Origin of the sequence: Bradyrhizobium pachyrhizi, from assembly GCF_029714545.1 — a bacterium.
In the GTDB taxonomy this organism is placed as follows: Bacteria; Pseudomonadota; Alphaproteobacteria; order Rhizobiales; family Xanthobacteraceae; genus Bradyrhizobium; species Bradyrhizobium pachyrhizi.
The window spans coordinates 888252-908755 of record NZ_CP121667.1 but is presented as its reverse complement, the minus strand read 5'-3'; the positions used below and the strand labels follow the sequence as shown (position 1 = coordinate 908755).

Below are 20504 nucleotides of genomic sequence, written 5' to 3'. Positions count from 1 at the left end.
GGACTGTGCAACGGCGGGCGGCCTTCGGGCCGCAGGGCCGTTTCCGCATCGTCCAGTTGCTGCGTGCGGTCCCGATCCGCTGGCGCATCCTTTCGATCGCCCTGCTCAACTCCGCGGTCGTGATCGTGCTGGCGGTGCTGATCTGGAATGGCTCGAAGGTGCTCGGCTCGGCCTGGGAGGATGTCCGCCAGGTGCGGGAATCCGACAAGATCCTGGCCAAGCTCGAAAGCGAGACCAGCCGTCTGCAGAACCTGATCCATCGCTACATCAACCAGCCGAGCCCGGATCTGTTCGCGGAAATCCTGCTGCTCCGCGAGGCCGTGCTCGGCACGCTGACCAACCGGGCCTCGACCGACCCGATGCTGTCAGGCTCGGTCGAGGAGCTGGAGCGCGTCACCAGCCGTTTCCTCGACGGCTTCGGCGAACTGCGCACCGTGCAGACCAGGATCGCCAAGACCTATGACGAGCAGGTGCTGTCGCCGACCAAGGACATGGCCGGGCTCTATTCGATCATCGAGGGCGCGACCGGCCATCGCGATGCGCTGATCTGGCCCGCGCTCGGCAAGTCGCGCGAAGCGTTCACCTCGCTGCTGGTCGCCGCCAACGCCTACTATCTCTCGCTTGCCTCCTCGTCGGCCGAGGAAGCCCGCCGCAACATCGATACGATCGAGCGGACGATTCCCGTCATGACCGATCTGGCCGAAAACGATCTGCAGCGCATGGCGCTGGCGCGGCTCAAGGTCAAGACCGCCGAGCTGCGCGACGGGCTCGGCAAGCTCAGCGAGCAGCTCACCAACCGCACCGATCTGCTGCGCAACTCGATCGACGCCAGCCAGGCGGATGCGATCGGCGCGATCGACGATCTCTCGGTGAAGATGCGCCAGCGCGAGCAGAAGGCGCAGGAGACGTTCGACAAGACGCTGACCTCGATCTCGCGCCGGGTGCTGTCGATTGCCGTGATCTTCCTCGGCGTCATCATGTCGGCCGGCGTCATGATCGCGCTGTCGATCCGGCTGCCGCTGGCGCAGATCATGGCCGCGATGCGCACCATCACCTCGGGGGACCTCGACCGGCCGGTGCAGGGCACGTCGGCCAAGGACGAGGTCGGCGCCATGGCGCGTGCGGTCGAAGTGTTCCGCGAAAACGCGATCGCCAAGCGCAAGACCGAGGACGAGCTGCGTACCGCCAAGGAGGAGGCCGAAAGCGCGCTGCTCGAGCTCAATACCGCACAGCAGAACCTGATCGATGCCGAACGCCTCGCGGCGCTTGGCGGCCTCGTTGCCGGCGTCGCCCACGAGGTCAACAACCCGATCGGCATCAGCCTGACGGTGGCCTCGAGCTTCGCCCGCCGCAGCGAGATGTTCGAGAACGATTTGAAGACCGAGCCGCTGCGCCGCTCCAAGCTCGACGAGTTCGTGCGCGCCTCGCGTGACGCATCGCAGCAACTGGTCTCGAACCTGACGCGCGCCGGCGAGCTGATCCAGTCGTTCAAGCAGGTCGCCGTCGATCGCTCGCATGCCGAGCGCCGCCAGTTCGCCTTGAGCGAATCCACCGACCAGATCGTGGCGAGCCTGCGGCCGGTGCTGAAGAAGGCCGCGATCGCGCTGTCGGTCGATGTGCCCGAGGGGCTCTTGATCGACGGCTATCCCGGCGCCTATGGGCAGATCTTAACCAATCTTTTCCTCAACGCCGTCAATCATGCCTTTGCCGATGGCCGCTCCGGCACCATCACCATCTCGGCGCGCGGGCGCGGCGCCGACGATGTGGAGATCATCTTCGCAGACGACGGGGCTGGCATGACGCCGGACGTGCAGCGGCAGGCGTTCGACCCGTTCTTTACGACGCGCCGCAACGAAGGTGGTACAGGCCTTGGCCTCCACATCGTCTATAACCTCGTCACCCAGCAGCTCGGTGGACGCATGATGCTGGAGTCAAGGGTAGGACAAGGCACCACTTTTCGCATTATCATGCCCAGGATCGCCAAGGGGGCTGCCAAAGGCGAGCCCACGATCGCTGACGCAGCAGCCGACGGAAGCAGTCAATGGCCGAACAGGACGATGTCCTCCAACTGATCGACGATACCGAGAGTCCCCCGGAGGACTCGTCGGCCCGGAAATGGAAGGTCGCCGTCATCGACGACGATCACGCCGTCCATGAAGGCACCCGCTTCGCGCTGAGCGACTACAACCTGAACGGTTCGACGCTAGAGATCCTCTCCGCCTACTCTGCGGCCGAAGGCCGCACGCTGATGCGGGACAACCCCGACATCGCTGCCGTGCTGCTCGACGTCATCATGGAGACCGACGTCGCCGGCCTCGAGCTCGTCGAGTTCATCCGCAACGAGATCAAGAACGAGACCGTGCGCATCATCCTGCGCACCGGCCAGCCCGGCCAGGCGCCGGAGCGGCGCGTCATCGTGCAATACGACATCAACGACTACAAGGCGAAGACCGAGCTCACCGCCGACAAGCTGTTCACGTCGCTGACTGCCGCGCTGCGCAGCTACCAGCAGCTCGAGCGCATGGTGCAGACACGGCGCGGGCTCGAGATCATCATCGACGCGGCCTCGACGCTGTACGATTTCAAGTCGATGCAGCGGCTGGCCGAGGGCGTGCTGACCCAGCTCGCCTCGCTGCTCAACGTCGACTGCGCCGGCATTCTGGTGCTGCGCGACGACGGCAATTCGGCCGCGGCCGATTTCTCGGTGCTGGCCTGCTCGGGCTGCTACAGCCGCTTCATCGGCACCACCTCGTCAAAGGCGCTCGATCCGGACCTGCGGCACATGGTGGAGGAAGCATTCCAGCGCCGCAAGAACGAGTTCGCCGACCACCGCAGCGTGCTCTATTCGCGCACCGGCAGCGGCCGCGAGGTTGTGGTGCTGCTGCAGGCCGAGCGCCAGCTCTCCGACACCGACCGTGCGCTGGTCGAGATCTTCTCGAGCCGGCTGTCGATCGCGTTCGACAATGTGATCCTCTACCAGCAGCTGCACGAGGCCAACACCCAGCTCGAGGACCGCGTCGCGCAGCGCACCCGCGCCCTGATGCAGGCCAACCGGCGGCTCTCGGCGCAATGGCTGCGGCTGCAGCGCGCCAACGGCTTCAAGAACGAGATCCTCGGCACCGTCGCCCACGATCTGAAGAATCCGCTCGGCGTGATCCTCGGCCGCACCGAGATGCTGACCGAACTGATTGGCGCCGGCTCGCCGAAGGAAAACGTCACGTCGCAGGTCGAGCACATCCGCGACGCGACCAAGCGGCTGACCTCGATGGTCGACCATCTGATCTCGGACGCGATGGCCGATGCCTTCGACATCACCATCCGCCGCGAGCCGGTCGACGTCGCGGCCCTGGTCAACGAGGTCACCGAGGCCAATTTACCCTCGGCCGTCAACAAGCAGCAGAGCATCTCGGTCTCGGGGCCGCAGCAGTTCGTCACGATGTGCGACGCCGACCGGATTCGCGAGGCGATCGACAACCTCGTCAGCAACGCCATCAAGTATTCGCCGATCGGCGGCAAGATCACGGTCACGGTCAGCCATGAGGGCGACGACACCGTGATCCGGATCGCCGACCAGGGTCCCGGCCTCAGCCCCGAGGATCTCGGCCGGCTGTTCGGCCGGTTCCAGCGGCTGTCGGCCAAGCCGACCGCGGGCGAAAGCTCGACCGGGCTCGGCCTTTCCATCGTCAAGCGCATCATCGACATGCATGGCGGCCATGTGACCGCGCAGAGCCCGGGCCCCGGACAGGGGTCGACCTTTACGGTTACACTGCCGGCGACAGAGACATCATGAGCCAGAACCCGCATATCTTCATCGTGGACGATGAGGCGCCGGCCCGCGAAATGGTCGGCGATTACCTCAAGATGCACGGCTTCGGCGTGACGCTGTGCGACGGCGGCAAGAGCCTGCGCAAGGAGATCGAGGGCTGCACGCCCGATCTCGTGGTGCTGGACCTCAACATGCCCGAGGAAGACGGGCTGTCGATCATTCGCGACCTCAAGAGCAAGATCAACGTCCCCGTCATCATGCTGACAGCTACTGCCAGCCCGATCGACCGGGTGGTCGGGCTGGAGCTCGGCGCCGACGACTACGTGGCCAAGCCCTGCGAATTGCGCGAGCTGATGGCGCGCATCCGCTCGGTGCTGCGACGGAGCGGGCCGGCGAAAGCGGCGGCGCCGGAACCGGCGAGCGCGAAGGCCGAAAAGGAGCAGCTGGTTCGGTTCGGCACCAAATGGCTCGATCTCGAGGCCCAGGCGCTGCGCGACGACGAGGGCAACGAGCATCCGCTGACGGCGTCCGAATTCGGCCTGCTGAAGGTGTTCGCGGCCAACCCGAAGCGGGTCCTGTCGCGCGAGCGGCTGCTGGAACTCGCCAATGCGCGCGACGCGGAAGCCTTCGACCGCGCCGTCGACCTGCGCATCATGCGCATCCGCCGCAAGATTGAATTCGACCCGACCAAGCCGTCCGTGATCCGCACCATCCGCGGCGGCGGCTATCTGTTCTCGCCGACCGGCGACAAGGCGTAGCGCTGCGAAAGCTGCCCGCCTCTCAATGTCGTCCTGGCGAAAGCCAGGACCCATAACCACGACTGCCCGGGTTGGGTAGGCTGGACCCACAGCAGGCTCAAACAACGATCATTTGAGGTAATGGGTCCTGGCTTTCGCCGGGACGACAAATCGTTGTGTGGCACGGGCGGATTCAGCGACACAAAGGCTGTCAATCCGCGCAAAAATCCCTAAGTTTCGGCCATGCCGAAAACAGCCTCCAAAGCCCCCGCCAAGCCCGCATCGAAGACCGCCCCCAAGCCCGTTGCCGCCAGGGCCACGGCGAAGGGCGACCATGTCTTCCTGGTCGACGGCTCGTCCTACATCTTCCGCGCCTACCACGCGCTGCCGCCGCTGAACCGCAAATCCGACGGGCTGCAGGTCAACGCCGTGCTCGGCTTCTGCAACATGCTGTGGAAGCTGTTGCGCGACATGCCCGAGGACAACCGGCCGACGCATCTGGCGATCGTGTTCGACAAGTCGGAGATTACGTTCCGCAACAAGCTCTATCCCGACTACAAGGCGCACCGGCCGCCGGCGCCCGACGATTTGATTCCGCAATTCGCGCTGATCCGCGAGGCGGTACGGGCCTTCGAATTGCCCTGCCTCGAGCAGGTCGGCTTCGAGGCCGACGATCTGATCGCGACCTATGCGCGGCTCGCCAGCGAGCGCGGCGCGACCACGACGATCGTGTCATCGGACAAGGATCTGATGCAGCTCGTCAACGACAAGGTCGTGATGTACGACACGATGAAGGATCGCCGCATCGGCCGCGACGAGGTGATCGAGAAATTCGGCGTGCCGCCGGAGAAGGTGGTCGAGGTGCAGGCACTGGCCGGCGACTCTACCGACAACGTGCCCGGCGTGCCCGGCATCGGCATCAAGACCGCCGCGCAGCTGATCATCGAATATGGCGATCTCGATCAGCTGCTGTTCCGCGCCGGCGAGATCAAGCAGCCGAAGCGGCGCGAGGCGCTGCTCGAGAACGCCGAGAAGGCGCGGATCTCGCGCCAGCTCGTGCTGCTCGACGACAAGGTCGACCTCGAAGTGCCGCTCGACGACCTCGCCGTGAACGAGCCCGACTCGCGCCGGCTGATCGCCTTCCTCAAGGCGATGGAGTTCACCACCCTCACCCGCCGCGTCGCCGACTACGCGCAGATCGACCCGGCCAATGTCGATGCCGATCCCGGCAACAAGAGCGGCGCGAGCGTGTTCTCTCCGTTGCCGCCGTCGGATGTGACGCCGGCACCCGGAGACGCTCCGACATCGACTGCGGCCCCGCTGCCGAAAGCCAAGCCGAGCGGCGCGCGCGACGACAAGAATTCGAACCGCAAGGGCACGCCGGCAGCGCTGGCCGAGGCCCGCGGCGAGGCGATCCGCAAGACCGGCTTCGACCGCAAGGCGTATCAGGCGATCGGCAGTCTCGACCAGCTCAACGCCTTCATCGCCCGCGTGCCCGACACCGGCTATGTCGCGATCGAGGCGATGTCGGAATCGATCGACCCGATGCAGGGCGAGCTCGCAGGCCTTGCGCTGGCGCTGGCGCCGAACGATGCGTGTTACGTCCCGCTCAGCCACAGGCAGGCCGGCGGCGGCGCGGGCCTGTTCGATGCCGGCCTCGCACCCGGCCAGATCAAGACGGCCGAGGCATTGGCGGCGCTGAGGCCGCTGCTGGAGTCCGTTGGAATCCAGAAGGTCGGCTTCGACGTCAAGTTCACCTCGGTGATGCTGGCACAGCACGGAATTACCCTGCGCAACATCGACGATGCGCAGCTCATGAGCTACGCGCTCGATGCCGGCCGCGGCTCACATGCGCTGGAGGCACTCGCCGAGCGCTGGTTCGGCCACGCCGTCGTCAATTACGGCGGCCTCGTCGGCAGCGGCAAGGGCAAGCTGACCTTCGATCAGGTCACGATCGACAAGGCCAGCGAATATGCGGCCGAAAGCGCCGACGTGATCCTGCGGCTGTGGCGGGTGCTGAAGCCGCGCCTCGTCGCCGAGCGGATGGCGACGGTGTATGAGACGCTGGAACGGCCGCTGGTCTCGGTGCTCGCGCGGATGGAGCGGCGCGGCATCTCGATCGATCGCCAGGTGCTGTCGCGGCTGTCGGGCGATTTCGCCCAGACCGCGGCGCGCGTCGAGGCCGAGATCCAGGAGATCGCCGGCGAGCCGGTCAATGTCGGCAGCCCGAAGCAGATCGGCGACATCATCTTCGGCAAGATGGGATTGCCCGGCGGCAGCAAGACCAAGACCGGCGCGTGGTCGACCACCGCGCAGGTGCTCGATGAACTCGCGGAGCAAGGCCACGAATTCCCGAAGAAGATCCTGGAGTGGCGCCAGGTCTCGAAGCTGAAATCGACCTACACCGACGCGCTGCCGACCTACGTCAATCCGCAGACCCATCGCGTCCATACCACCTACGCGCTGGCCGCGACCACGACGGGCCGGCTGTCGTCGAACGAGCCGAACCTGCAGAACATCCCTGTTCGTACCGAGGACGGCCGCAAGATCCGCCGCGCCTTCATCGCGACACCCGGCCACAAGCTGGTGTCGGCCGACTACTCGCAGATCGAGTTGCGGCTGCTTGCCGAGATCGCCGATGTGCCGGTGCTGCGCCAGGCGTTCCGCGACGGGCTCGACATTCACGCCATGACCGCTTCCGAAATGTTCGGCGTGCCGATCAAGGACATGCCGAGCGAGGTGCGCCGCCGCGCCAAGGCGATCAACTTCGGCATCATCTACGGCATCTCGGCGTTCGGCCTCGCCAACCAGCTCGGCATCGCGCGCGAGGAGGCCTCGGCCTACATCAAGAAATACTTCGAGCGCTTCCCGGGCATCCGCGCCTATATGGACGAGACCAAGGATTTCTGCCGCCGCAACGGCTATGTGACGACGCTGTTCGGCCGCAAGTGCTACTACCCCGACATCAAGGCCTCCAACGCCTCGGTGCGCGCCTTCAACGAACGCGCCGCGATCAATGCGCGCCTGCAGGGCACCGCGGCCGACATCATCCGCCGCGCCATGATCCGCGTCGAGGACGCGCTGACCGGGAAGAAGCTCTCGGCGCAGATGCTGCTGCAGGTGCACGACGAACTGATCTTCGAGGTGCCCGACGACGAGGTCGCGGCGACGCTGCCGGTGGTGCAGAAGGTGATGCAGGACGCACCGTTCCCGGCGGTGATCCTGTCGCTGCCGCTGCAGGTCGACGCTCGCGCCGCCAACAACTGGGACGAGGCGCATTGATTTCTAACCTCGCCCCGCTTGCGGGGAGAGGTCGGATCGTATGGAGCGAAGCGTAATGCGATCCGGCTGAGGGGCTGCCGCAAAATCCGCCCTCACCGTCATTGCGGATACAGCCCCTCACCCCAACCCTCTAAAGCGCGATGAGATTAGGTTGAATCGTCATCGCGCCTTAGCTCTTTGTTTGAGCATGATCTTTTCGGAAAACCGCTTCGCACTTTTCCGGATCATGCTTTAAGAGCGAGCTTCGCTCGTCTCGACCCCGCAAGAGCGGGGCGAGGGAGCGCAGCGGCTTCGCCGCCACATTGCTCCGAGAGCAATTCCAGGATGGCCGCGCGGCGGACGACACGCTAGAAGTCTGCGCATCCCTCGCGAGACCCGTCATGCCCCACACATCCGCTTTGCTCGGCTTTGCGCTCATCTGCCTCGGCATGGTGCTGACGCCGGGGCCGAACATGATCTATCTGATCTCGCGCTCGATCACGCAGGGGCCGGCGGCCGGCATCGTCTCGCTCGGCGGCGTGGCGCTCGGCTTCGTGTTCTACATGCTGTGCGCGGCGTTCGGCATCACGGCGCTGCTGTTTGCGATTCCCTACGCCTATGACGCGCTGCGCTTTGCCGGCGCGGGCTATCTGCTCTGGCTGGCGTGGCAGGCCGTGAGGCCCGGCGGCCGCTCGCCGTTCCAGGTCAAGGCGCTGAAGGTCGACGGCCCGCGCAAATTGTTCGCGATGGGCTTCGTCACCAATCTGCTGAACCCGAAGATCGCGATGCTCTATCTGGCGCTGCTGCCGCAGTTCATCGATCCCGCCGGCGGCAGCGTGCTGACGCAGTCGCTGGCGCTCGGCTCGATCCAGATCGTGATCAGCGTCAGCGTCAACGCGATGATCGCCCTCGCCGCCGGTTCGATCGCGGTGTTCCTCGGCACCCGTCCGACCTGGCTCTTGGTGCAGCGCTGGCTGATGGGCACGGTGCTCGCGGGGCTGGCGATGAAGATGGCGCTCGAGGCGCGGCGGGCCTAGCGGGGCGCCGCGTAGAATGGGGTTCGCTTTGCTCTATCCATCGTTGGGCTTTCCATCGCCATTCCGGGGCGTGCGAAGCGCGAACCCGGCCGCATAACCTGTGGATGAATGGATTCCGGGTTCTCGCCTACGGCGAGCCCCGGAATGACGAGAGAGAAAGATGACTGTGCGATGGCCAGACAGGCAACTCCGAACTTAGGCGGCAACCCCGCTTCAAATTGATTTTATTGACGTTTTCGATCCAACGATCTGTCTTTGTGTGGCACTAATTGGGGGCGCCACTAGTCCAACAACTACCACGACTGCCGCGAAATACGCGAAGGCAGATTGGACACTGGTCGCTGACGACGGGGAAGCAATGAGCGGACCACGCGGTCAAAATCGGCGCAGCGCTCGAAACAACGAGCGAATGGATCACGGTGCAAACCCGTTCCACAATCAGACGCCGACTAGCCATCAGCTTCGTTATCCGCCGGCTCGTGTTCGACGATAAAGCGAGCGCGCTGCAACAATTCGTCAAAAGTCAGTATCTCCGGTCGCCAAGTATTCTTGCGATAAAGCTCAAACGAACGAAATTTGGAGGTGTTCACGCCGTTCTCGGTCTTGAACTCATCGAGACTGCCAACAACGAGGCAAGATCGCGGCTCGATGCTGAAAAGAATTTCTCCCGTTGGATCGCCCAACTCGTCTTCGAGCGATAACTTGTGACCGATTGCCTCCACAGCTGCATGAACTGTCGTCTGGGTCTGAGCCACGCCACCCACCAGTTCGGATGAAGGTGGCCATGCTCCTGAGCGGTACTGGCTCGGTCCAAGCAACGGCGTATCGTGCCGCTTGATCTCAACAAAGCAAAGGGAGCTCACGATGCCGCGCGTTTTCATCAGTGCGTCCGCTCGCTTGCCAGGTCCGGTTAAGTCTCGTCCCCTCACAATTCGCTCAAGCTTGCCTTCGTCGAGTTTCGAAGCGAACTGGTAGGACAGTCCGTACCCAAATATCCAGGTGTTGGCCTCGAAAAACTGCTGCCACAAAGCCTCAGGCTTGCAAGCGAGCCGATCTTGCTCGGCAGCAAAGAACTCCCGATCTCTTAGCAGTCTCTCGAAGTAACGAAGCTGTTTGCGTCTGTATCCGATGGCCACCAAGTCACGTGTCAGGTCTTCCTGCTGAGCAAGTTGCAAGAATACCTCCGCATTTTTGGTGAAGATGCGTCGAGCCTGCCCTTGATCAAGAATGATGTCGCGCAATACGTCATCGGGAAGATGCACCTTCGATCCATCATCGAATGGCACCGTCTTCAGGCCTGCCACGAAATTCAAGAGCGTGGCGATTTCCGATCCGACAAATGAGAAGGACTGCTTTTCAATCGGGCCGGTTCGCTTGCTGTACTTCTGAATCGTCAGCGTTCTTACCGACCTGTCGTCCTCGACAAAGGTCGCCTTTATTTCGTATCGTCCAGACGGGGTCTGCCGAAGGACAACCTCGTCCTTCACCTGCGCGAACGCGAGGCCGGGATCTCCCTGCACAATGTGTGTAGCGATGCGGAGCATCTGCCCCGAGGAAGCGCTGGGAAAGCGCTTGCTGATAATCGTCTTATCAGTGCGCCTTTCGAAGAACATCCGCCTTTCGTCATAGTCGTCAGACAAGCCGCTTCACCGCGAGTTGGAAGTCTGTCCCATACCACAAGTTGAGCGAAATCTCTATGGTTTACGGAGAACCCGTGCTCGCGGAAGCGCCGGCAAAGTCTTGGGCGGTACAGCCCGATGTCCGGTAAAGTCTTTGCACGCATCTGATATGGCCTGCAGGAGCGGTTCGAAACCGGAGAAGTTAATTGTGGCTCGCTCGGGTTTCACAATCTCAGTTGCGAACTCGACTTTGGAATACCACTTGCTGCGATCCTTCTCCTTCCCTGTTCTATCGAAGTTTCTGCCTTTGATAGCCCTGGCAAGGAGAGCCGGTTCGAACAGGTCCTCGATGGCCGCCTCAAGAGTTGGCATGGCCTTCGGGACTGGCACGACATAGAGGTTTGCGCAAACGTAGTAGAATGGATCGAGCCCGCCGACGACCTTGCCCAGCATCTTGGTCAATTTCCTAAATAGATCGGCTGATCCCTTGTCGTTGTCGACGATCATGATCACGGGTTGGTCTGGCGCGAGCTTGAAGGGCGACACCCTTAAAGCATAGTGCGACAGGAACTTGGATAAGTCGTTGGTGCCGCCGGACAAATCCTGAAAAGTGGCGGACGCTTCGGTGTAGTTGAAAAGGTCGACCGTGAGACCCACGCTGGGATCTGGATGGATAAAAGCCGGAAATCTGCTTTTTAGTCTCTCGAATGCGCATCGAAGATAGATGTTGTCGGTCTTTCCCTCGCAAATGATTTTGGGGCGTGTGATTCCATGGAACGCCCTGTAATCCAAGAACTGACGATTTAGCTTGAAGAAGCTGCTCTGCTCACTCTGCCAATCTTTGGTCTTGAGTCCGCGAACTTGCCGAATGAAACCCATCGTCCCGTCCAAGGCTTCATCGGATATGGGCTTTCGATCTTTATCGGAGAAGCAGAAGCCGTTTTTGAACAAATGGTCGCACTTGGCGCGGGCTGTCTTGTAATATTCGTTGCGAACGTTGACTTTCTTGTTGACGATCAGACCCGTGGTGTCCTGACGCGAGTCCCGTAGCTGCATTCGTGTCTTGTCGTAGTTCAGCGAATAGCCGGATGAATACACGCGCTTGACGAGACCGTCCCCTGGAACCCACTTGTCTGTCGAACCACGCACCAGCCTCGCGATCGAGGATGGGAATTCCTTTTCATTCGTTGAAAATGTGATGTCGTCCACGTAGCGGGTGTATGTGCACCTACCGGCCCGAGCCAACCTGTTGAGGTGAATATCAAGGATATGAGCTATTAGGTTTGATATCACTGGCGAGCACGGGCTTCCCTGAGGAAGCTGATTGTCGCGGCAAGCGATCTGCGCGATTATGGTCGCGACCTTTGGATCGAGTGAGAAGTTATTATCCCACTGGAAGAAGCCGCGAACTCTGCCGAAGTTGATTGAAGGAAAGAAGTCTTTCAGGTCGGCGTTGAACACAAACCGCTTGTTTCGGTGCGCTGTGGCGTTCGTGACGATCGAAAAGCCTCTCTTGAAGCCGTGTGCTAGCTGGCACTGACTTCGGGAGCGGGACTGTTCCAGCTCAACGTGAATGTCCAAAAGAAAATCAGCCAACTTTGTCTGAATCATCTTGAGGCGGGGCTTGGGGGCCGTGATTAGTCGCCAGCCACCTCCTTTCTTGGGTATAGTGAACTGCTCGTACTTCTGCTGATCAGGGAGCCAGTACAAAACGAACGACAAGGATGCTGGTTGGACTCCCAAAACTCGTGCCAGTTGAGGGAGTGTTCTGACGCCTCTGAGTCTAGCCAGCTGTGACATGAGGAAAAGGCTTGCGGATACTCGTACGCCAGATCGGACGCATAGTCGCAGCGAACTGCAGGGAGCGCGCATTCCTACGCGCATTCATATCAACTGTCGCGAAGCACAACAGCAAAATCTATCCGCAAGCCTTAGTTGCAGTTGAGCAGCCCACTCTTTCTAGGGCAAGGCTTGCAGCTAGTTATCAACAATAGCATCGAGCTGGGTTGAGCGCTCAGGAAGTTGAGCCTAGCGGCTGCTGCAACTTAGGTGAGTCGGACGTTCTCGCCTAGGCGAGAACCAGGAATTCTCCTCGATCAAGCAGGAGTAGATGACTTTCATCGCTTCGAACGCTTTTTCTTTGCAGGCTTATTTGGGTCGACAGGCGCGCGCAGGCGAGGGACTGTACTCTCCATAGGCACAACTTGAAACGAGTTCCAGGCTAGGCGAGATTGGATGACGGTTACATCATTGTAGAACTTGGAAACAATATCGCGAACATTTGCGACGCTCATGTTGCATAACGGGCCAAGGATTACCTCGGACAAGTTAAGCTCTTCGTCGAATGACGCGAAATAAAGCCTTCCCTCTTCCGTCGCGGTCGAGAGTGGCACCAGCATTCGTCGCTCCTTTTCGTACCGCCAGCTTTCGAATTTTGTGCGCAGGATCGTGTCGGCGAGTGCTGCGTTGATGCCAGACCGATTTACCGAGGTATCGATCACGACTCGATCGGTTCGATATTGCACATTCCTAAGTATTGCATCCGGCACGATAAAGCCGAGGCAAATTCCCGTGTGCCGCGCGCCATAATGGCTCCAAAGTACTGGATCAATCCAATCAGAGCTGAAGCATAGTACGCCGTTATCAACGTTATAGTTCGCGCGAAACTGTCGGATTTCGGCGTTCGAATGCGTCTGCGCGGTGCGCGGCGATAGTAATTCGAAAGGGTCATTAAGTTCAGAAAAGCGGGCAACCTTCAGACGACTGAACACAATGTTGCTGATCGCGTATTCTGCCGATGTAAGATAATAAACGCGGCTAGAATTAGGAGGTGGAGGCATACAAACAGCAGCGCTTCCCTCCTTCCCTGTGAATCCTCTGTCGCGCCACAACCGCCGCAGATCGTTGTTGAGTGGCATTGATTTTTTCTCCTGAACTCTGCCGCATGAAGCTACGCGGCAGGCCAACCAATTCCCAAGTGCGACAAGTGTCTGGTACTCGCGCCGATTACCAGCGCGACTAAAGGAAGCTCGTCGATATTCAAAACTTCTGCGTTGCAGGGGAAGAGCTGGTGCTGGCGGATTGAACTGCAGGATGGGTGGAGCGCAGCGAAACCCATCGACTTCTTGCCGTGCGTTGAGCTGATGGGTTTCGCTTCGCTCTACCCATCCTACGATTCAGTGCCCCTCAATCCAGCTTCGCCTCCATCCCCCGCTTCGTCGCCGGGCGGGCCATCAGCGTCTCGTACCAGCGCTTGACGTTGGGGAAGTCGGCCAGATCGACCTTGTGGCGCGGATGGCGCCAGGCCCAGCCGAGGATGGCGAAATCGGCAACCGAGAGATCGCCGGCGACGAAATCGCGGCCATCGAGCCGGCGGTCCAGCACGCCGTAGAGCCGCCGCGTCTCGGCCATGTAGCGCTTCAGGCCGTAGGCGCGGTCCTGCTCGTTCTCCAGCGCGATGAAATGGTGCACCTGGCCCGGCATCGGGCCGAAGCCGCCCATCTGCCACATCAGCCACTCATAGACCGGGATCCGCTCCGCCAGCGGCTTCGGCAGGAACTTGCCGGTCTTCTCGCCGAGATAGAGCAGGATCGCGCCGGACTCGAAAACGCTGACCGGCTTGCCGCCAGGCCCATCCGGATCAACGATCGCCGGGATCTTGTTGTTCGGGCTGATCGCAAGGAAGGCGGGCGCCATCTGTTCGCCCTTGCTGATGTTCACCGGGATCACCTTGTAGGGCAGCCCCATTTCCTCCAGCGCCACGGAGATCTTGCGGCCGTTGGGGGTGTTCCAGGTGTGCAGCTCGATGGTCATTTCCGCTTCCCGTGCAAGTGTTTGGGCAAGTGTTTGGCCGAGTGTTTGGCGACTGCTTACGGGGAACGGAACGGCCGCACAACCGCGCTTTCCGGAAAGCACGCCCGCGGAAATCGCGGCTTGGGCACTGTTGACGGCTCGATTTCCACGCTGGAATGTGCCGGTAAGCGTGGATAGATTGCCGCCCGCCTCAAACCCTCAAGGGAAAAAGTCTTTGTCCAAATCAGCCTCCCGCGCCCGCCTCGCCGAGATCATCCGCAAGCGTTCGTTCGGCCGCGGCGAGATCACGCTGGCGTCGGGCCGCAAGAGCGACTTCTATTTCAACCTGAAGCCGACGATGCTCGATCCCGAGGGCGCGGCGCTGCTCGCCGAGCTCACCTATGAAGCGCTGAAGGACGACAAGCTCGATTTCGTCGGCGGGCTCGAGATGGGCGCGGTGCCGCTCGCCGGCGCCATCGCGCAACTGTCCTGGCTGAAGGGCCACCCGATCGCGGCGTTCTTCGTGCGCAAGAAGCCGAAGGAGCACGGCGCGAAGCTGTCCGTCGAAGGACTGGCCAAGGGCGAGAGCCTTGCGGGCAAGCGGATCGTGATCGTCGAGGACGTCACCACGACAGGCGGCTCGGCGCTGAAGGCGGTGGAAGCCGTGCGCGAGGCCGGCGGCGAGATCGCCCTGGTCTTCACCATGGTCGACCGCGAGGAAGGCGCGACCGAGACGTTCGCCGAAGCCGGCTTGCCGTTCCGCGCGCTGTACAAGGCTGGCGAGTTCCTGAAGGGCTGAGACTGTTTCCTCTCCCTCTCCCCGCAAGCGGGGCGAGGTGAAGGGGTTCGCGCGACCTCGCCTTCCTGTGACGCCGTCACTTCAAATCAATCGCTCGTTTACCATCGCGCACTACTGTGAATCCGCCGGGGCAGCTTGTCGCCGCGGCGTGGCGCGTCGGGTGGAGTTGGGCGTTGCGTACAGAGTTGAGTGATCGGCGCATGCGGCGCCGCGTGATGCTGGCCGCCGCAGCCTTTGCGGGTTCCGTCCTGGTGGTGCCCGCGCCTGTCTCGGCCGAAGGGCTGTTCGACTTCTTCTTCGGCGGTTCCCAGAAGCAGCAGAGCCGGCAGGCGCCGCCGCAGGCCAATTTCTTCGCCGATCCGTTCGGCCTCAACCAGCAGGCTGAGCGGCAGCCCTCCGCGCCCATCTCCGCGCCGCGCGTGGCCGGTTCCGGACCGGCGTATTGCGTGCGCAGCTGCGACGGCAAATATTTTCCGCTGACGATGCGCGGCAACGCCACCCCGGCGCAGCTTTGCCAGGCGTTCTGTCCGGCGAGCGCGACCAAGGTCTATTACGGCAGCCATATCGACAGCGCCGCATCGACCGCCGGCGAACGCTACGCCGACAGCGAGAACGCCTTCGCCTATCGCAAGGCGTTGCGCGCCGACTGCACCTGCAACGGCCGCGACCCGGCGGGGCTCGCGCCGGTCGACCTCGCGCTCGATGCCTCCCTGCGCGCCGGCGACGTGATCGCGACCACCGACGGCCTCGTCGCCTACACCGGCATTCGTGTCGGCAACGAGCAGTCGTTCGACTTCACGCCGGTTGCCTCCTATCCCGGACTGACTTCGGCGGTCCGCGCGCGGCTCGGCGAAATGAAGGTCGCCCCCGTCAGCGCCGAGATCGCGGGCGACGCGCCGCTGCCGGAAACCAGAAGCGATGTCGCGCCGTCGGCGCCGTCGTCCGTTGCGCCGACGGGCAACGCCGCAAAGCCCGCGAAGCGGGCCGAAGCGAACTGACGGGCGTCAGCCCGCCATTCCGGGATGGTGCGTAAGCACCAGACCTCAGATGCGCAATTGCGCATCGGGGAATCTCGAGATTCCGGGCTCGCCTCTTCGAGGCGCCCCGGAATGACGACGTAACAAATTGCTACCGCGCCACGATCACGCCGATCACATTCGGCGCGGCCAGGTATTTCTCCTCGATCGCGGCCCGCGCGGCCGCGCGGTTCTCCGGATTGAGGATGCCGCGCTTCTCGGCGAGGATCATCCAGCAATAGCCCCACCAGTCCGTAAGCATGCCGTGATCGTCGACGAGATCATAACCCTGCTCGCCGGCGAAGATCCGCGCATGCGCTTCATCGAGCGAGTCGAGCCAGGCGTGATCCTCGTCCGAGAACAGCTCGTCGCTGAAATCGTCCGTGGTGTAGCCCCAGATCGACATGCAGACCGCGTTGAACTCGCGATCGAGCTGGTCGTCGTCGATCGGCTGGCGGCGCGAGGCCTGGTGCAGCCGCGACAGCGACCGCGCGAAATCGGCAATCCGGGTCAGGGCGAATTGATCGAAGGCGATGGTGGACATGTAGTCCTCGCAGAGACTGAAAGACCATAGATATTGTGTCGGCGCAGCCGCCGAATCACAATGATATATCAAAGACTTGCTAAAGTGTTCTTAATTCGTTCTGATTGGTTTGCAGATCGCCCTTTGGGCGTCGTCCTGGCGAAAGCCAGGACCCATTACCCCAATAGACCAACGTATCGCGAGCCCTGGCCACGAATGAGCACAGCCGGCAGCTACTATGTACATTCTGGCGAGCCGCCATCACGGAACGCTCTACATTGGCGTCACTAACGACATTCGCACCCGGCTTGAGCTACATCGGTCAGGCCGAGGCTCCAAGTTTGTCTACAAATACCAGGTCTTCCGCCTCGTCCATGTCGAGGAATTCGCCACGCCGCAGGAAGCGATCGCCCGCGAGAAGCAGCTGAAATTCTGGAAGCGCGATTGGAAGATCAAGCTGATCGAAGCAGAAAATCCGGACTGGAACGACCTGTCGGGCCTCATCTGACGATTGGGGTAATGGGTCCTGGCTTTCGCCAGGACGACGATGTGGCGAGCGAGCATCATCGCTCGGTGACGCATATGCTGCCCGCAAAGCAATTCGGGCCGCTGACCAGGTCAGCGGCCCGTTGAAAATGGCTTCGGAATGAAATGCGTCGGAGCTGAAAAACGTGCCCGCCCCACGAGCGACAGCTGTGTTTGTAAAGGCTCCGTTAAGGCTTGAAAATCCGTATCACCACGGTGTTTCGGATTGAGCGTGAAAGCGCGTTGCGTGGCCGCTCAATTCGCTGCCGAGAGCAGCTTGTCGCCGCAGGCATTTGCGTAGAACCTGCCGCCGCATTGCCGCTTGATGGCGGCACAGCGCGCGGCGGGCGATGCATTCTGCGCCACGCTGAAGCCGCAACTCAGGCCGTCGGCGCTGCGGCCCGGTTTGCCCGCTGCATCGGCTGCGCTGGTCGCCGTGATGCACACCACGAGCAACGCCGCGGCCGCGATCTCGATCAAGAGTCTCATCACGCATCCTCCGGTCAATTGCCAAAGCCCGGCTTCTGCAGCGCCATCGTAGCACCCATGACCGCTGGTCCGGAAGGTTCCCGAAGCGGCCCGGTCCTTGCATAAAATCACGGCAGCGCTGTGTATGGCACCGTCCCTGACGGTTTCGATTGCCATGCAAGGCGGGTATCATTGCGCTGGAGCGTGATCGGAAGGCCGCGGAACCGGGATTTCCGGGGGAACCATGCTCGACCAATGAGATGAGGTCATGATGCGGGCCATCGCGTCATGTTCCGGTTCGAACGGCAGGGATTGGGCGCGTTGCAGGAACAGACAAACTACCCGGCATTGAACCAGCCGATCGACGAGCTGGCGCTGACCGAGATCAAGAGCGCGATCCTCGCCAAGCTCCGGCTTGCAATCGGCAAGGACGCCACCGTTGCGACCAGACGGGACTGGTACAAGGCCGCGGCGCTGGCGCTGCGCGACCGCATCGTGCACCACTGGCTGACGGCCGAGAAGCAGACCTACGACGCCGGCGCCAAGCGCGTCTATTATCTCTCGCTCGAGTTCCTGATCGGCCGCCTGTTCACCGACGCGCTCAACAATATGGGACTGCTGCCGCTGTTCGAGGCGGCACTCGGCGACCTCGGCGTCGATCTGTCGGACCTGCGCAAATGCGAGCCGGATGCGGCGCTCGGCAATGGCGGCCTCGGCCGGCTTGCGGCCTGCTTCATGGAGAGCATGGCGACGCTGGCGATCCCCGCGACCGGCTACGGCATCCGCTACGATTTCGGCCTGTTCCGCCAGATCATGAACCATGGCTGGCAGCAGGAATATCCCGACGAATGGCTCGCCTTCGGCAATCCCTGGGAATTCCAGCGGCCGGAGGTGGTCTACAACGTTCACTTCGGCGGCCACGTCGAGCATGTCGACGAGCGCGGCCGCGACCGCGCCACCTGGCATCCGGCGGAAACCGTCGAGGCCATGGCCTACGACACGCCGATCGTCGGCTGGCGCGGCCAGCACGTCAACGCGCTTCGCCTGTGGTCGGCGCATGCACCCGATCCGCTCCAGCTCGACGTCTTCAATACCGGCGACTACGTCTCGGCCAGCGCCGAACAGGCGCGCGCGGAAGCGATCTGCAAATTCCTCTATCCGAACGACGAGAGCGCGGCGGGCCGCGAGCTCCGGCTGCGCCAGGAATATTTCTTCGTCTCGGCCTCGCTGCAGGATCTCGTGAAGCGGCATCTCGCCTCCGACGGCGGCCTGCGCAACCTTGCGCAGAAGGCGGCCGTGCAGCTCAACGATACCCATCCGAGCCTTGCGGTCACCGAACTGATGCGCATCCTGGTCGACCTGCACAACTTCCGCTGGGACGAGGCCTGGAAAATCACGGTCGCGACCCTGTCCTACACCAACCATACGCTGCTGCCCGAGGCGCTCGAGACCTGGCCGGTCGAATTGTTCGAACGGCTGCTGCCGCGGCATCTCGAGATCATCTACCGCATCAACGTGGCCCATCTCGCGCTTGCCGAGGAGCGCTTCCCCGGCGACATCGAATACCGCGCCTCGGTCTCGCTGATCGACGAGCGCAGCGGCCGCCGCGTGCGGATGGGCCAGCTCGCCTTCGTCGGCTCGCACCGCATCAACGGCGTCTCCGCGATGCATTCCGACCTGATGAAGGAGACCGTGTTCCACGACCTGCATCATCTCTATCCGTCGCGCATCACCAACAAGACCAACGGCATCACCTTCCGCCGCTGGCTGATGCTGGCCAACCCGCGGCTGACCGCGCTGCTGCGCGAAACCTGCGGCGAGGCCGTGCTCGACGACTTCTCGCTGCTCGAGCGGCTCGAGGCCCATTCGAGCGACCTCGAATTCCAGAAGCGCTTCCGCGACGTCAAGCATCACAACAAGCTGGCGCTGGCCCGGCTGGTCAACGAACGCAACCACATCAAGCTCGACCCATCGGCGCTGTTCGACGTGCAGATCAAGCGCATCCACGAATACAAGCGGCAGCTGCTCAACATCCTGGAGACCATCGCGCTCTACCACGCGATGAAGGACAATCCAGGGGCGAACTGGGTGCCGCGGGTAAAGATCTTCGCGGGCAAGGCGGCGGCGAGCTACCGCTACGCCAAGCTGATCATCAAGCTGATCAACGACGTCGCCGAGATCGTCAACAATGACGCCTCGCTCGGCGGCAGACTGAAGGTCGCCTTCCTCGCCGACTACAATGTCAGCCTCGCCGAGGTGATCATTCCAGCCGCCGATCTGTCCGAGCAGATCTCAACCGCCGGCATGGAAGCCTCCGGCACCGGCAACATGAAGCTCGCGCTGAACGGCGCGCTGACGATCGGCACGCTCGACGGCGCCAATATCGAGATTCGCGATGCGGTGGGACCCGAGAACATCGCGATCTTCGGCCTCGAGGCCGGCGACGTCATGGTCCGCCGCAAGCAGGGGCTCGACGCCAGCGACGTGATCCGCAAGTCGCCGCGGCTCGAGCGCGCGATCCGCGCCATCGAGAGCGGCGAGTTCTCGCCCGGCGATGCCGCGCGCTTTGCCTCGATCGGGCACGCGCTGCGCTATCTCGATCATTACATGGTCTCGGCCGATTTCGATTCCTATTACGACGCGCAGCGCGGCATCGACGCCCGCTGGATGGTGGCGCCGGCCTGGACCCGCGCCTCGATCCTCAACGTCGCGCGCATGGCCTGGTTCTCCTCCGACCGCACCATCCGCGAATATGCCGAGGACATCTGGCACGTGCCGGTGCATCCGGGGGCCTCGCCACAGCTCGGCAACCAGCGCGAGGCGAAGGGATAATCCCGGGACGCGGAAATCGATTACGCCCGACGTCATTGAATTTCGCACAATTGCTCGCGATATTGCATGACGAACGTCATTGCTCGTCATTGCCCGTCAGTCCGCTTGGCGATGACCGAAGCGCCAGTC

Annotated in this window: 15 protein-coding genes; 9 read left to right on the top strand and 6 right to left on the bottom strand. The window is 62.4% G+C overall.

Features of this window, described 5'->3' with window-relative positions; translation table 11 throughout:
• Nucleotides 1-5: 5 nt before the first annotated feature.
• The 5 genes from QA639_RS04085 to QA639_RS04065 all read left to right on the top strand — a co-directional run bounded on the left by QA639_RS04085 (nucleotide 6) and on the right by QA639_RS04065 (nucleotide 8801).
• The gene (locus QA639_RS04085; RefSeq protein ID WP_283090543.1) at nucleotides 6-2072 is read left to right on the top strand and encodes a sensor histidine kinase; all 2067 of its coding nucleotides are present in this window, start codon (nucleotides 6-8) and stop codon (nucleotides 2070-2072) included.
• Nucleotides 2042-3790: an ATP-binding response regulator gene (locus tag QA639_RS04080; RefSeq protein WP_028333804.1), complete on the top strand. Its 1749-nt coding sequence runs from the start codon at nucleotides 2042-2044 to the stop codon at nucleotides 3788-3790. Before QA639_RS04085 ends, QA639_RS04080 begins: the two co-directional genes overlap by 31 nt.
• Complete coding sequence (locus QA639_RS04075; RefSeq protein ID WP_028333805.1) at nucleotides 3787-4524, top strand: response regulator; 738 nt, start codon at nucleotides 3787-3789, stop codon at nucleotides 4522-4524. Before QA639_RS04080 ends, QA639_RS04075 begins: the two co-directional genes overlap by 4 nt.
• 222 nt (nucleotides 4525-4746) lie before the next feature.
• Nucleotides 4747-7785, top strand: a complete 3039-nt coding sequence (gene polA / locus QA639_RS04070; RefSeq protein WP_283089225.1) for a DNA polymerase I — start codon at nucleotides 4747-4749, stop codon at nucleotides 7783-7785.
• A gap of 380 nt (nucleotides 7786-8165) precedes the next feature.
• Nucleotides 8166-8801 (top strand): LysE family translocator, encoded by a 636-nt coding sequence (locus QA639_RS04065; protein WP_028333807.1) that lies wholly within the window; start codon nucleotides 8166-8168, stop codon nucleotides 8799-8801.
• A 449-nt stretch (nucleotides 8802-9250) separates the two neighbouring features.
• On the opposite strand, the gene QA639_RS04060 is transcribed toward QA639_RS04065, so the two are convergent.
• From QA639_RS04060 to QA639_RS04045, 4 genes are all read right to left on the bottom strand, one after another.
• On the bottom strand, nucleotides 9251-10441 hold the full coding sequence (locus QA639_RS04060) for a Shedu immune nuclease family protein (protein WP_283089224.1): 1191 nt from the start codon (nucleotides 10439-10441) through the stop codon (nucleotides 9251-9253).
• Between the two features lie 54 nt (nucleotides 10442-10495).
• Entirely contained in the window at nucleotides 10496-12220 is a 1725-nt protein-coding gene (locus tag QA639_RS04055) for a retron Ec67 family RNA-directed DNA polymerase/endonuclease (RefSeq protein WP_283089223.1), read from the bottom strand.
• Between the two features lie 317 nt (nucleotides 12221-12537).
• Nucleotides 12538-13338 (bottom strand): DUF2971 domain-containing protein, encoded by an 801-nt coding sequence (locus QA639_RS04050; RefSeq protein WP_283089222.1) that lies wholly within the window; start codon nucleotides 13336-13338, stop codon nucleotides 12538-12540.
• A 268-nt stretch (nucleotides 13339-13606) separates the two neighbouring features.
• Nucleotides 13607-14233 carry a glutathione S-transferase family protein gene (locus QA639_RS04045; protein ID WP_283089221.1) on the bottom strand — a complete coding sequence of 209 codons (627 nt, stop codon included), beginning with the start codon at nucleotides 14231-14233 and terminating at the stop codon, nucleotides 13607-13609.
• Between the two features lie 214 nt (nucleotides 14234-14447).
• Between QA639_RS04045 and pyrE the strand changes: the two genes are divergently transcribed.
• A complete protein-coding gene (pyrE, locus tag QA639_RS04040; RefSeq protein WP_028333809.1) occupies nucleotides 14448-15011 on the top strand; it encodes an orotate phosphoribosyltransferase in 564 nt (187 codons plus the stop codon).
• 200 nt (nucleotides 15012-15211) lie between these two features.
• A complete protein-coding gene (locus QA639_RS04035; protein ID WP_157343723.1) occupies nucleotides 15212-16009 on the top strand; it encodes a DUF2865 domain-containing protein in 798 nt (265 codons plus the stop codon).
• Nucleotides 16010-16139: 130 nt separating this feature from the next.
• Here QA639_RS04035 and QA639_RS04030 read toward each other — a convergent pair whose 3' ends face one another.
• Nucleotides 16140-16571 carry a hypothetical protein gene (locus tag QA639_RS04030; RefSeq protein ID WP_283089220.1) on the bottom strand — a complete coding sequence of 144 codons (432 nt, stop codon included), beginning with the start codon at nucleotides 16569-16571 and terminating at the stop codon, nucleotides 16140-16142.
• Between the two features lie 217 nt (nucleotides 16572-16788).
• Here QA639_RS04030 and QA639_RS04025 point away from each other — a divergent pair, with 217 nt between their 5' ends.
• The gene (locus QA639_RS04025) at nucleotides 16789-17058 is read left to right on the top strand and encodes a GIY-YIG nuclease family protein (protein WP_283089219.1); all 270 of its coding nucleotides are present in this window, start codon (nucleotides 16789-16791) and stop codon (nucleotides 17056-17058) included.
• Nucleotides 17059-17330: 272 nt separating this feature from the next.
• Here QA639_RS04025 and QA639_RS04020 read toward each other — a convergent pair whose 3' ends face one another.
• Complete coding sequence (locus QA639_RS04020; protein ID WP_157343719.1) at nucleotides 17331-17564, bottom strand: hypothetical protein; 234 nt, start codon at nucleotides 17562-17564, stop codon at nucleotides 17331-17333.
• A 267-nt stretch (nucleotides 17565-17831) separates the two neighbouring features.
• Between QA639_RS04020 and QA639_RS04015 the strand changes: the two genes are divergently transcribed.
• The gene (locus QA639_RS04015) at nucleotides 17832-20375 is read left to right on the top strand and encodes a glycogen/starch/alpha-glucan phosphorylase (RefSeq protein WP_198400158.1); all 2544 of its coding nucleotides are present in this window, start codon (nucleotides 17832-17834) and stop codon (nucleotides 20373-20375) included.
• Nucleotides 20376-20504 lie beyond the last annotated feature (129 nt).